At 56.8% G+C, this 14168-nt stretch carries 5 protein-coding genes and 2 pseudogenes; 3 read left to right on the top strand and 4 right to left on the bottom strand.

Annotation, left to right across the window (positions count from 1 at the left end):
• Nucleotides 1–6 precede the first annotated feature (6 nt).
• Nucleotides 7–174: pseudogene (locus AC07S6_RS17855) on the top strand (IS4 family transposase); the annotation flags it as partial.
• Between the two features lie 44 nt (nucleotides 175–218).
• Here AC07S6_RS17855 and cdiI read toward each other — a convergent pair.
• The 3 genes and pseudogenes from cdiI to AC07S6_RS17840 all read right to left on the bottom strand — a co-directional run.
• The gene (cdiI, locus tag AC07S6_RS17850) at nucleotides 219–581 is read right to left on the bottom strand and encodes a ribonuclease toxin immunity protein CdiI (protein WP_495112707.1); all 363 of its coding nucleotides are present in this window, start codon (nucleotides 579–581) and stop codon (nucleotides 219–221) included.
• A 101-nt stretch (nucleotides 582–682) separates the two neighbouring features.
• Complete coding sequence (locus AC07S6_RS17845) at nucleotides 683–1384, bottom strand: transposase (RefSeq protein ID WP_495112706.1); 702 nt, start codon at nucleotides 1382–1384, stop codon at nucleotides 683–685.
• 69 nt (nucleotides 1385–1453) lie between these two features.
• Nucleotides 1454–1837 (bottom strand): annotated as a pseudogene (locus AC07S6_RS17840) (hypothetical protein); the annotation flags it as partial.
• Nucleotides 1838–2188: 351 nt separating this feature from the next.
• Here AC07S6_RS17840 and AC07S6_RS17835 point away from each other — a divergent pair.
• Nucleotides 2189–2446, top strand: a complete 258-nt coding sequence (locus AC07S6_RS17835; protein WP_495112705.1) for a hypothetical protein — start codon at nucleotides 2189–2191, stop codon at nucleotides 2444–2446.
• A gap of 190 nt (nucleotides 2447–2636) precedes the next feature.
• Nucleotides 2637–3236 carry an RNA 2'-phosphotransferase gene (locus AC07S6_RS17830; RefSeq protein WP_194439074.1) on the top strand — a complete coding sequence of 200 codons (600 nt, stop codon included), beginning with the start codon at nucleotides 2637–2639 and terminating at the stop codon, nucleotides 3234–3236.
• Between the two features lie 391 nt (nucleotides 3237–3627).
• Here AC07S6_RS17830 and AC07S6_RS17825 read toward each other — a convergent pair whose 3' ends face one another.
• Complete coding sequence (locus AC07S6_RS17825) at nucleotides 3628–14148, bottom strand: two-partner secretion domain-containing protein (RefSeq protein WP_495112704.1); 10521 nt, start codon at nucleotides 14146–14148, stop codon at nucleotides 3628–3630.
• Nucleotides 14149–14168 lie beyond the last annotated feature (20 nt).

The raw sequence follows: 14168 nt of genomic DNA, 5'->3' as shown, positions 1-14168 counted from the left end.
TTTCCTTTACTTAGGTTGATCGCCAGGAAACGTGTCGAAAACCGGCCGGGACGGATTGAGCCTCGCGCCATAAAACGAAGACCCAAACCTTACCCGATGCGGATGCTGATGCAATCGCGTTCGGCGGCAAGGGCCGAGGTCAGGAAAAATGGACAACCAAAGAAGGTTAAGTAAGTGCCATTCAAATCTGTCCCCTTTTTTTGTTTATTCAGAATAAATCAGAAAGAAAGCTGATCCAAAATCTCTCTCACTTTTACAGTATCTTCCGGATGAAGACTTACATACTTATCACATGCTAGCCGTATGTATTTAGAGCAAATTTCTTCACTTACAACAACTGTATCTTCATTTTTTGGCGGATAACCATAAGCGAACTCAACACCTTCAAAATGTTCCTCCTCAAAAAAACTATTTAAATCAGGAAAATTGCAGTACGCACCATCCGTACTGAAGCCCCACCTTTTCACCAATAGCTCAAGAGATTTTATAAAATTACCATCGTGATACATCCGATCAAAATACCCCTTCACTATCCAGTAAGGGTCTGAATCAGTATATGCCTGTCCAAATAGCTCTTTCATATCATTCCTCACTGTGGGTGAAAGTTAGTAACTGCCCCTGTAGCCTTGTCAAGGTAGACCCTAAAGCTAAGACAAAAAGGGGACCCAAAAAGGGGACAGATTTATTTACCACCATCCAACCTTGGCCGCCCTTGTCCTCGGCGCTCAATACGAACGCCTGCAATCCTCTCAACTTCTTCAATGAAACGAGCAGTTCCGGTAAGCTGCCCCCGTTGCAACGCCTCACGAATAATTTTCGTCTCATCACTCGAAACGGAATACTTCACAAATATCTTATAATTTTCGCGGCGCTTCAGCGTTGTATCTCCCAATATAGAAAAACAAGCATCAATATCAAGCCAGTCACTATCAGGCACCAGCCCTGTGCGGGCACTGTAACTTGACCATGGATAATCCGCCGCGTCAGTTACCATGCATGCACGAACCGGATTTAATTCAATGTACCGGCAGCAAGCTAGCAAGTAAGTCTCCGTTTGCACCACGCTTGATTTATACCGTCCCTCCCATAATGTACCTGTCCGCCCTTCTAACCTGTTTCGATACCGAGTGGCCCGAGCCGCGAGCGCCTTCATTAACTGCCCTAGCCCTGCAACCGAGTTACCCGGAGAAACCAGTAAATGGACATGATTAGTCATCAAACAGTAGGCGTATATTTTTATGCCAAATGCGTCCTTAAGCTCTCGAAGGTCTCTCACGTAGCGCTGGTAGTCCTCCTCGGCAGCAAAGACCACCTGGCGGTTGTGACCACGCTGTACAACATGATGAGGATAGTTGGGCAAAACGACACGTCCCACTCTGGGCATAGGTAACCTCCTACCTTAGAGAATTACAGCCTAGCAAATGGAAAACAAATAAATCTGCCCCCTTTTTCGCTTGTAGGAGATGGCGTTGTCCATCAGGTAACGGAACAGTTGGTCATCGCTGGCGATGCCGTTGATGTAGCGCTGGCCGGTACGGGCCACCACGGCTTCGCGGATCAGGCGCTGCTCGTACAGGCCGTCGCCCAGGCGCTTCCAGCTGGCATCGGGGTTGTAGCCGAGTTTGCCGAGCAGGTAGTCGGAGCTCATGAATTGCTTGAGGTCGGTGAGCGCCGGGTTGGTTTCGATCAGGTATTTGTGGCTGTTATCTACCGGAGTAATGTCCGGCAGGCCTTGCACGCGGGTAACCGATTGGGCGCTGCTGTCCAAGGCCAGCGGGCCCTGGCCGTTGACCGCGCCACTGACGGGCTGGCCGTCGAGGTTGAAGCCGCGCTCTTGCACGGCGGTGTAGTCGAGGGTTTTCTCGCGGCGATCAGGTAGAGTTGTTACAAGGATAGTTTGGTGCCTTGCACCGTCTCATACCGCAGGCTTATAGTCCGCCAGTCGCCCACATGGCGATTCAGGTTTGGCGACCTGACGGTAGAGAATGCGCAAGCTGATGGCTTTTTTGCAGCCACTTGCGCGCCTGCAAAGTCGTCTTATGACGGCTGTGCGCGGGAGACCTTCGGGTCTGCCGGTTTTCTCTACTGCCGGTTCGCCAACCTGCGTACAGCTGTCACCCACTCGTTTGGCGACGTTTGAGTGATGGCATTAATCACTTAAGTAGAGAGTTTTAAAATGACCCGATACATGCCCCTGACAGGCCACGATTCAACCATCCCCGCGCTGCTCATCGACACGCAAGCACCTCTAGATGTTCTCTACGATGCCGCTGCTTACCGTATTCGTGCAGTGACTCAATTTCTGGAAAACCTGGCGTTTCGAGAAGAGATCAGCAGCGATGCGGTTGTGCTTCATGACTTTGCGTTGTTACTAGCTATTCCATTGCGTGATGGTTGTGATTTGATGGATGTTATTGGGCGAAAACTGAGTTCGCAAGCCTCATAAATAAACATGGGCGGCTTATAGCCGCCCTATCTGGTTGAGTTTAGAGTCCCCATACACAAGAAAACAAAGCCAAATATTAAAGAGCGAGATTTCACAAAAAACAAACTATTCGTCTAACCTCCATTATCGCCCTAGAAAAATTGTGATCTGACCCCGTCCTCCCTGAAACCAAAGAAACATGCAGGAAATCATGAACAATAAGCAGATAAACGAAACAAGCAAGTTCCTAAGTTACATCTTGCGTCATGAGCCTCACGCTATCGGATTGCAACTCGATTCAGAAGGCTGGGCAGAAATCAACTCTTTGATCATCGGCGCAGCGAAAGAAGGCCGGATACTTGACCAAGCAATAATTCAGACCGTAGTCAATAGCAGTGATAAGAAACGCTTTACCCTCTCCGACGATGGCCAGCGTATTCGAGCTGCACAGGGACATTCAGCGTCAGACGTAAACCTCCAACACATAGAGAAAGAACCGCCAGAATTCCTCTACCATGGCACTGCAACACGCTTTCTTGAATCTATTCTTCAGCAAGGATTGATTGCAGGTTCACGCCACCATGTGCATTTATCGCAGGAGTTTCTGACGGCTATAGTTGTCGGACAGCGCTACGGTAAACCAGTGGTTCTGAAAATTGAATCCCTGAAGATGTACCAACAGGGATTTAAACTTTTTCAGGCTGAAAACAATGTTTGGCTAACTGAAGCGGTTCCCGTTAATTTTATTTCAATACAAAATCAACTACCCGATAGCTCATTGGATAAAAACACATCTACAGCCAGCACATGAAAAGTAAGATTTTCTGACAAAAACTGAATACTGAAATGCCTCACCTTTGGCGGTTCGTGACTCGATACGGAACGCCAGGCTTTCAGGTTATTTCTTACCAACTCGGAATCTATAAACTCGGTCAACTTACCCAGCCGAAACTCACTTGGACCACCATCAAACACAAAAATAGCCCCCCCAGGGAATGGCTCCCGAATAAAGCATCGCACAGACTTGAACGCAAGCTCCCGCCTTAAATTCAGTACAACCTCTTCGCTATCAACTACAACCTCCTTCTCATACTCAATATCAAGTATCACGTCCGAGCCAACGGAACGGAATGATACTCTTGACTCACCATAACCTGGCAGCCACTCATATGGATCTAGTATTAATTTTGGCTGACTTATTTTCATGGACGCACCGACTTTAATTGCTCTGCGCCTGTCGGCGGCAATTTGTTATTTTTTAACTGATCTGCTGCCAAATCATTGAATGTCTTACCTGGGTAAGCCTCAACACCTGTCTGATTTCGCCCGAACCACTCACTTCGAGGGATAGCTGCCTGCTCAAGTGCGGTAGAAGTTCGCGTATTCAAAATAAGGCGACCCCCATTCATATCTACATAATCAACGGGAAGCTGATTCGGCTTAATTGTCCCAGCCCTCAAAGCGCCCGCTAAGTCATCAACTGTTCTGATCGGTGTGCCAGCCAGCTCTGAGTATACCTTTTGTCCATCCTCACTAAAGGAACGATCAGACTTGATTTTATTTTGAGCAAAATTTGCTTCTGTTAACGTCCCTCTCTCCGCAGTAGCAAGGGTACCTGCACCTTTTGCACCGCCGGTTTCCGCTTTAACCTTACTCCAGTACGCCTCTGATTTACCAGCCTGCGCACCTGCTGTCTCACCCTCTCGAAGCGTAGGTTGCCTAGGACGCACGCCTCCAGCAACACCACCAGCTATGCCTGCAACATAAGGTTCATAGGTGTTAACCAACGTATGGAGCTTATCCAGATTCTCATACGCCCTAGCCTCCAATGTCTGCTTGTAGTTAAAACACACATCTGTTTGGCAGTTGAGCGATTTAAGCGCAAACAAACCACCTTCGAGCGTTGTTATCTGAAACTTTGCCCACGCCGGGCCAGCGGTTTTCATGGCCTCTTCATAATTTCCAAGGCTGATATCGTCGTACTTACCTGCCTTCCACGTTTTCTGCTGGCATGTCACGTCTTTCCCGCAGATATTCATATCTGCTACAAAATCGGCGGCATCTTCATGATTTAAGCTGTTGTAATTGGTGGCATTCTGAGCAGCCCATGCGGCAACTTGAAGATTTTTCGGGTCGGCGCCACCATCAACAACTGCTGCTGCAGCGACACCAATCAGTTGAGCGGCGGTGGTTAGAAGGACGTCCCGCTTCTCAGGGCTTATATCGGTAGCCAAGCGGCGTAGCTGGTTTGCCAGTGCTTCGTTAGCTCCGGCGGCGATAGCCCCGCTAACAAAATCTCCTCCGGCCACCTCCGCGATAAATCCACCAACGAGCGCGTGGGTAGCTACTTTTTCGATACTGCCCGTCTTCAAACCTATTTCACCAACTGCGTTAAAGCTGGTGGCCGCCAATGTGTTGAATAAAACGCTGGTGAGCGCATCACCCAAATCGGCATCCTGCCCCAGCGCTTTTTTAAGCACGGCCGAGGTGCCGTTCTGTAGCGTCTGGTTGGCCGCAAACTGCCCTACGCCCTTCAGCGTATTAAGTTGTAAGTCGATTTTTCCGGAAGCTTGAGTCGTTTTACTTCCCGTCCAACCGTCAAAATATGCCGCCGTGAAACCTGCTGTGAGGCCAGATACTGCGTATCCCTTCATCGCATCAGACGAAGTGACGTCTTTAAATACCGCGCCGAGGTTGCCGCGATTATTAACCGCACTCACCGTGGCATTAGTCGCAGCACCTGCGGCAATAGCGCCCGTGCCAGCCGCGACGCCAATACCAGCCCCTGCGGTGGTCATTGCCCCCATGGCTGCAGGTCCAACAAATGCAGCCATCACAATCGCAATAATGATCTGCGACGCAGGCCCCAACCCCGAGTTGCTGTACTTGAAGCTGTCATGAATCTCCTTGACCTGCCTCCAGTCCACATCCCCGCGTGCTTCGGCGTCTTTGATCCAAGCCAGTTGCGGATCAGCCTTGACCATCGCATCAATCGATTGGCTGACGGTTTGCTGGTCGACCTGATTCACGTCGATCTTCAGGCCTTCCACCGCCTTGATCACAATATTGCCTTCGGCCAGCATCTGCGTCTGGCGCAGGGTCTCATCGGTATTGCCCTTACCTTTTGATGCTGTCCAGAACGCGTCACCCTTGCTCTTGGTGTGGCTCTCGTCGTGCAGATCCTTCACCGCCTCAAACTCGACCGCCCCTCCACTGACAATCGCAATATCCCCGCCACTCTCAAGCTTCGCCGCCTGATACTTCTGATCCCCACCACTCTCCAGCGTCAAATCACCCCCAGTCTTGACCTCACTCCCGACATTCTTCACATCGGTCACTTCATCACGCTGAGTCTTCTTGCTGCCCCAACTGCCCTTCTTGCTCATGTCATACAGCGAGTAGTGGCTGTCCTGCGCCGCCAGCATTTGCAGTTCGTTATCAGCGTGCACATAGGCTTCGTTGCCCGCGCTGATTTTGCTGGCGACTAGCGTGAGGTCTGTACCAGCGATGGCGATCAGGTCGCCGCCGGCTTTGAGTTCGGCGCTTTGTTGGGTGACGTCGTCCAGTTGGGTGGTGGTTTTGGTGCCGCCTTTTTTGCCTTTGGAGTAGTCGTGTTGTTCGTTGGCGGCAGCAGCCAGGGTCAGATTTTCTCCGGCTTTGACGCTGAGGTCTTTGGCGGAGCTGACGGTGCTGGCGACCACGGCGATGTCGCGGCGGGCGTCGATGGCGAGGTTGCCGCCCACGTCCACGGCGGAGGTGTGTTGCAGGATGGTTTGCTCGGTGCCGCTGATGCGGCGGCGTTGGTAGGCGTAGTCGTCCTGTTCGGTCTGGCTGGCGATCAGTACGTCGCGCCCTGCGGTTACGCTGGCGTTGCCACCGGCCTTGAGGTTGCTGCCGAGGTTGAGCACGTCGCGGCCGGCGTTCAGTTTGAGCGTGTCGGTGGCTTCGAAACGGGAGGCTTCGCTGGCCACGTCGTTGCGCAGTTGGTAGCCCTGGCCGTCCTGTTTGAAGGTGGTGACCGTGCGCTCGTTGATGATGTCGCCGATCACGGCGGTGGCGCTGATGTCGCGTCCATTGATGATGCCGCCACGGGTGTTGCGGATCGAGTCGGTGGCGAGCATTTCCAGGCGGTTGCCGGCTTGCATCAGGCCGCTGTTGTCGATGTTGCCGGCCACCATGTTCAGGTTGTTGGTGGCGCGCAAGGTGCCGCTGTTGCGCAGGTCGCCGCCGCTGATCAGGCTGACGTCCTGGCCCTGGATCAGCGCGCCGTTGGGGGCCAGGCGGTTGTTGGCCTGGGCCAGGTAGAGCACGGGGGTGAGGACTTTCTGGCCGTTGATCTCGGCTTCTTCCATCCACACGATGTCGTGGGTCAGTGCCGCGACTTGCTCGGCAGTTAGCGACACGCCCAGTTGCAGGTTGAGCGAGTCCTTGTACGAGATGGCGTTGTCCATCAGGTAGCGGAACAGTGCGTCGTCGCTGGCGAGGCCGTTGATGTAGCGTTGGCCGGTACGGGCCACAACGGCTTCGCGGATCAGACGTTGCTCGTACAGGCCGTCGCCCAAGCGCTTCCAGCTGGCGTCGGGGTTGTAGCCCAGTTTGCCGAGCAGGTAGTCGGAGCTCATGAACTGCTTGAGGTCGGTGAGCGCCGGGTTGGTTTCGATCAGGTATTTGTGGCTGTTGTCTACCGGAGCGATGTCCGGCAGGCCTTGTACGCGGGTGACCGATTGGGCGCGGCTGTCCAAGGCCAACGGGCCTTGGCCGTTGACCGCGCCACTGGCCGGTTGGCCGTCGAGGCTGAAGCCGCGCTCTTGCACGGCGCTGTAGTCGAGGGTTTTCTCGCGGTCGGCGGCGGTGATGACACGTCCGTTTGCGTTGAAGTCACCCTTGGCGGTATCCGCTTTACCCGCTGCACCGGCCTTCGCGGCCTGGCCGCTGAGGCGGAATAAGCCGTTCTCACCCGTTGGCAGGCTGAAGCCCGGCAAGGTCACCGGATTGACTTGGCGTTGGGCCAGGTCTGGCGGTAGCTGCGCAGTGATGGCCGGTTTTACGGTAGAGGCAAATACATCCGAGTTGGTGTTGCGGTTGGCCACCGGGGTGTCGATGTCGGTGGCGTTCGGGCGGATGACGCTGTTGTTGATTTCTTTGGTTGCGTTAACGGTGACCGAGCCGGCTGCCTGGATCACCGCTTGGGCGATCACGCTGCCAGAGGTGGGGACGGTGTAGTCGATAGGTGACGTGAAGAAGGTGTCCGAGAACCTCGTCTTCTCAACAAACTGGTCGAACGTGTACGCACCCGGCTTATAGTCACTTGAGTTGGGATCGTTGCTGCGGTTGAACTGTTCGACTTCGCTCATCAGCAACGAGTAAGCCGACCGGTTGCGTGTGTAGTAGGCGTAACCGAAATTACGCTGTTCACCGCCGGCAGCGCCGGTGTTGTTCAGCACGTCGGTGTTGATCAGGATGTTTTTAGCGGCCGATACCGAGCTGTAGAGGTTATCGAAGGTCTGGCTGCCCACCGTCAGGTCGCCACCGGCATTGATGAATGCGGAGGCGGAGCTGCCTTTGATAACGTCCTCATAGGTTTCGACGCCGCTGAACTTCAGCTCACAGCCTTTGCCTTTGCAGTAGTCGTTGCCGTACACACTGATGCTGGCGGAAACCAGGCTTTTCTCGGTGGTGAACTGGTCGCGCCGGTTGCTCAGGGTATCGGCCAGCAAACGCATATTGCCGTCGCTCTCCAACGTACCGGAGACGTTTTCGATCAGCGCACTGCGCCCATTGGCATCATCGCGAGCAATGTCGAGGCCGCCCAGGCTGTAGACATCGCCAAAGCGGTTACTGAAGTCGTTGACCCGCAGGGTCATCTCTTCGCCGCTGAACAGCAGGCCTTTTTCGTTGAGCAGATGGGTGGCGTTGAGGCGAACGTTTTCGGAGCCGCCCAGGGTGCCGTAGTTGTTCAAGGTGGCGGCGTTGACCGTCAGATCACCTACGGACGTCAGGCGACCACGGTTGTTCAAGACGTTGGTGCTCGTGATTTGAGTAAGCGCGCCACCGGCAATACGACCATTCTCGCCCAGGTCCATGTTGGCCGCCGCGAGGGTCATCTCGCCCAGGCTGCTGACCCGTCCGTTGCCGCTGTAACCGCCGGTGAGGGTCAGCTTGAGGGTGCCGTCACTGGCCAGCAGGCCGTCGTTGGTCCAGGTGTCGCCCGTGCCGGTCAGGCTTTGTGCGCCGAGCAATTGCCCGCTGGCGGTCTGGGTGAATTGGCCGATGTCGAGGTTCAGGCGCCCGGCCTGGATCACGCTGCTGTTGGCCCAGCTGGCAGCCTTGATGTCCAGTTGGCCGTTGGTGACGAAGCTGCCGCCGGCGCGGGTGACTTGATCGGACGTGAGGTCGAATTTACCGCCGCCAGTGTGGACGATACGCCCGCCGTTGTTATCCAGGCTGGCCGCTTGCAGGTTGAGGGTTTCGTTGGCGCTTTCCAGCGCGCCGAAGCGGTTATCGAACAGGCCCGTGGTGCGAATATCAGTGGTGCCAACCCGGCCCATGGCGCGCAGGTTGCCGCTGACGTTGTCGATGGTCTGCGCGACAAGGCTCAGGGTGTCGTCGCTTTCGATCAGGCCATTGCGGTTGCTCAGGGTGCCGGTGAGGCCGAAGTCAATGGTGCGCGCACCGACCTTGCCACCGTTGTTGGCCGCTGTGCCCTGGTTGTCGAAGTCCTGGGCGGTGACTTTGAGCAAGGTGTCGGCATACACACCGCCGCCCTGGTTATTCAGGGTAGTGGTGACAATCCGGCTGTCACCGCCAAGGGCCGACAGATGCCCCAGTTGGTTGAGCAGGCCGCCTTTGGCTTCGATGTTCAACGACTGCGCCTGGGTGATGCCGCTGCCGTTGTTGAACAGCCCAGTGACCAGCTTGATCCAGCCTTTGCTGCTGTTGAGGATGCCACCTGCGGTATTGGCGACGCTGGCCGTTTGCAGGTCCAGGTTGCCACTGAGGCTGTCGACGCGGCCGCCCTGGTTGTTCAGGGCGCCACTGAGGCGCAGGCGATTATCGGTCTGGCTTTGCAGCGTGCCTTGATAGTTGGTGAGGGCGCGAGCGGTAAGGTCGAGCTTGCCCTTCTGGCTGAACATCAGGCCGTCTTGCTGGTTTTGAACGTCACCGGCCAACAGCTTGATCATTAGGTCTTTCTGGCTGGCAAGCGTGCCTTTGGCGCTGTTATCCAGGTCGCCATTGGCGAGGGTCAGGTCAAGGCGATCCTGGCTGACCAGTTGGCCGCCTCGGTTGTCCAGTCTGGCGGCTTTCAGCAACAGGGCTGCGCCACTGGCCAGGCGCGCATTGTTGGCATTGATCAGCGCGCCACTGAGGGTGCCGTTCAAAGTACCTTGGCTGATCAGTTGGCCAGCACTGTTGTCGAGACTCTCGCCGATAAAGGTGATGTTGGCGGCGTTGATCCGCCCACCACGGTTGAGAATTTGACTCTGGGCGTTATTGAAGTCCAGGCGCTGAGCAGCCGAGATCAAGCCGTTGTTGCTGTTTTCCAGGCGGCCGGCCACGTTGAGGCTGACATCAGCCTGGCCGGAGATGATTCCTTGATCATTGTTCAGGCTGCCCGCGATGAGGGTTTGTTTGCCTTCGCTGACCAGAGCACCCGCTGCGTGGTTATCCAATACACCTGTGAGGTCGGTGTGCAGGGCGCCGCTCCTGCTCGACAACGTGCCTTCGCCGCTGTTGTCGAGGCTATTGCCGACCACCGTCAGACCATTCCAGCCGGAGATCAAGCCCTTGGTGGCGTTGACCACAGCATCTGCTTCAAGACGCAATTGATCGGCACTGAGGATGACCCCACGATCACCGTTATCGATGCGTTTGGCGGCGACGGTGAACGCCGTCTGGCTGGAAATCTCACCTTGTTCGCGGTTGGTCAGGTTGGCCAGGCGTGCGAACGTCAGCGGGCCTCTGGCGCTGATCAAGCCTGCGCTGTTATCGAGATTGCCGCCTTGCAGGTCGAGGGCTACGGCGCGCTCGCCGATCAAGCGGCCCTGGCGCTGGATCAGCTGTTGGACGATGAGTTTCAAGTCGCCCTTGGCCGAGATTTCCCCATCCAGGCTTGAGTCGACTGTTTGCCCGGTCAGGGTCAAATCAGCCTGGCTGTTGATCAACCCGGCAGTGTTATCGAGGTTGGCAGTGGTCAGGTTCAACGCCTGTTGACTGCCGATCACACCCGCGCGGTTATCCACATTGGCGGCGGTGACCGTCTGGCTACCATCGCTGACGATTCGCCCGCCCTGGTGATTGTCCAGCGCGCCGGTGTTGAGCGTCTGTAGCGTGCCGGCCGAGAGGCTGCCCTTGTCGCTGTTGTTCAAGGAGCCTGAAGTGGTATTCAAAACCGTAGCGGCGGATATCTGCCCCTGGTTATGGTTATCCAGCACGCCGGTAACCTTCAGGTCCAGCGCACCACGGCTGGCGAGCGCGCCACCGGCCTGGTTGTCCAGGCTGTCAGCTGCCACCTGCAGAACGCTCCTGGCGGACAGTACACCTTCCACGCTGTTATCCAGCGCCTTGGCGATACGTACCTGCAGGCTGTCGCCACTGATGACTTTGCCGCCGCGGTTATTCAGCGCATCGGCCATCAACAGGAATGATTGGGTGCTGGAGATTTCACCGCCCTGACTGTTGTCGACGGTGCCCAGGTTGTTCAGCAGCAGTTGGCCCGGTGTCGCGATCAGGCCGTGGTCACGGTTGATCAGTTGCCCATGGCTCAAGTCCAGGTCGATGCTGGTATTGCTGATCAGTTCGCCACGATCATGTTGGTCCAGCCCGGTCAGGGTTGCCTTGACCGTGGACTTGGCGAAGATCGAACCTTGTTGGCTGTTGTCCAGTCGCCCTGTGTTGAGGGTGATGCCAGCGTCACTGCTGATGCTGCCGCGCTGGCTGTTGTCCAGGCCGGCGCTGCGCACGTCCACCTGTTGCTTGGCGCTGATCACGCCGCCCTGGCTGTTGTTCAGCGCCGTGCTGGCCAGCGTGGCGATGCCATCAGCCAGCAGCTTGCCAGCCTGATTGTTCAGTTGGCCCTGAGTGGTGATCGACAGCGCATTGGCCGCAGAAAGAATACCGCCCCGGCTGTTATCCAGGGTGCCAGCCCTGACGGTCAGTCCGCCCTCGCTCAGCAGCGTGCCCTGCCCTTGGTTGAGCAAATCGCCGGTCAGGGTAATGGTCAGGTCTTTTTGGCTAGTAACGCGGCCACCCTGGCTGTTGTCCAGCTGGGCACCGTTCAGCACAAGGCTCTCACGCCCCGCCAGCAAGCCTTTGCTCTGGTTGAGCAGGCGTTGCACCGTGAGGGTCAAGCCGCTGTCGCCAATGACCTTGCCGGTGGTGTTGTTCAGTTGATCGGCGACCACCAGCACCTTGGCCTGGCTAGAGATCTCGCCTTGCTGGTTGAGGATGGTCTGGCTGCGCAGGTCCACGCCGTTGGTGGCAGCGATAAGGCCGCCGTTGCGGTTATCCAGGGACGCGCCGGTCAGGTTCAGCGCACCGTCGCTGACGAGTTCGCCCGCTTGTTGATTGAGCACACCGACGGTTGCCTGCAGGTCGCCCTTGGCGCTGATGCGACCGGCGCTGTTTTCGAGCTGGTTGGCGTGGAGGGTCAGCGCACCATCGCTGCCCAACTTGCCGCCATTGCTGTTGTTCAACTGGTTCAGTTGCACGTGCGCGGCGGCTTTGGTGCTGATCACGCCCGCTTGGCTGTTATCCAGATCGCCGCCGGTGAGGGTCAGCGCGCCGTCGGCAATGACCAGGCCACCCTGGTTGACCAGGCTGTCGCCGTGCAACGCCAGGGTGGTTTTGCTGGACACCAGGCCGCCCTGGCTGTTGTTCAACTGCCCTGCGGTTATTTGTTGAGCCCCCTGGCTGACAAGGTTTCCTTCATTGCGATTGTCCAGCAGCCCGGCGACGGTCAGGTTCATCACGCCTTGGGCGGCGATGGAACCTTTGTCGCGGTTATCCAGGCTGGCCGCCTGTACTGTCAGGCTGGTCGCAGAGAACATCCCCAGGCGGTTATCGATGGCACCGCTGGCGGTTACGTTGAGGTTGCTGCCCAGCAATTTGCCTGAACGGTTATCCAGGTTCGTGGCAATCACGGTTGTCTGGCTGGCAGAGATTTCACCCGCCTGGTTACTCAGTTGCCCTGCGGTTACACGGGCCTGCGCCTGGCTGGCGACCAGGCCGTTATCGTTAGTCAGCTGGCCGGCGTTAAGCGTCAGGTTCTTGAGGCCGATCACGCGACCGTTCTGGTTATCCAGCGCAGCGGTCACCGTAACGTCGGTGCTGTTTTCACTGTGCAGCAGACCGTTGGTGCGGTTATCCAGACCGGTGGCCGTGACCTTGAGCGAGTCCGTACCCAGTACACGACCGCCACGGTTGTCGAGTTGACCGGCGTTAATCACGGCGGTGGTACCGCTCAGAGTGCCGCCTTGATTGTTCAAGGTTTGGTTGGCCGTGGCGGTAAGGGTTCGGCTGGCAACCACGCTGCCGCTATTGCTCAGGTTTGCCGCGCGCAGACTGACATCGCCACCAGCATTGCGGCTTTCATCGGCGTTGACACCGGCTTCGATGATGCCGCTGTTGACCAGCGCCCCACCGCTGGTCACGGTGATGCTGTCGCGGGCCGCCAGGCTTTTCTGGTTGCTCAGGCCTGTAGAGGTTTGTACATCGACTCGCGTGCCGGCATACACCGCACCCGCAGCGTCCAATTGACCGGCCTTGATCACCACCGCTTCGCTGGCTTTGGCATTAGCCAAACTCAGTCGTCCATTGGCATCGAGCTGAATATCACCGCCACTGGCCATTAACGTACCGTCGAGCTTCACGCCCACCCCGGCCTCGGTGCCCACCAGTTTGATCGCCCCGGCATACATCCCACCCAACGCCGTCGAATCAATCGCGAGCTCGGGCTTAGCGCCGCCGTCGTCGGCCCGGGCAGTGGCTTGCAGGCTTTTAGCATCGACGTCATTGCGCCCGGCAACCACACTCAAGTTGCGCGCATTGATCTGTGCATTAATCCTGGCCGAGCGGGTGATGATTTCGAAGCGGTCGACGTTATCGGCGTTCAAGCCCTGGCCGTCGATGGTCACGGCGCCGCCATCGACCTGGTAACGCTGCAGTTGGCCGCTTGCGTCGAGTATCGGTTTGCCAGTGGTCAGGGTAACGTTGGGGGTGTTGATAAAGCCGCAGCCGCTGCAGGTGATGCCGTAGGGGTTGGCGACGATGACCTTGGCCGACTGCCCCGCCACTTCGGTGTAGCCCCGCAGTTGGCTGGGGCTGCCGCCGTTGACTTCGTTGAGGATGACGTTGGCGGCGCGGCCTTGCAGGTTCGGGTTGCCGAGGATGATGCCGCCCAGTTGCGTCGATTGGGTACGGTCGGTGGCGTTGTTGAGAATCACGCCGTTGGCGCCGACGTTGTAGTCCTTGAACTGGTTGTGGGACAGGCCACTGCCATTGGGGGCGGCGATGTTTACCACCGGCACGCCATTGCCCGCCTGGCCGACCGTGGTGCCCGGCGCGCTGACCACAATGCCTTCGGCCTGGGCCAGCAGCGGTTGCCAGAACAGCGCGTTGGCCAGGATCAGCGCCACACCACGTTTGGGCAGGCCGAGGAACGCGTCACGGCTTTTCAGGGCAGCAGAAGGCTGGCGAACCAGGAAGGCAAATTGGCGAACATCCATTTCAAATTCTCGTTGCAACT

The sequence above is a fragment of the Pseudomonas sp. GW821-FHT07B01 genome, assembly GCF_059419065.1.
This window is presented reverse-complemented; position numbering and strand designations above follow the sequence as displayed.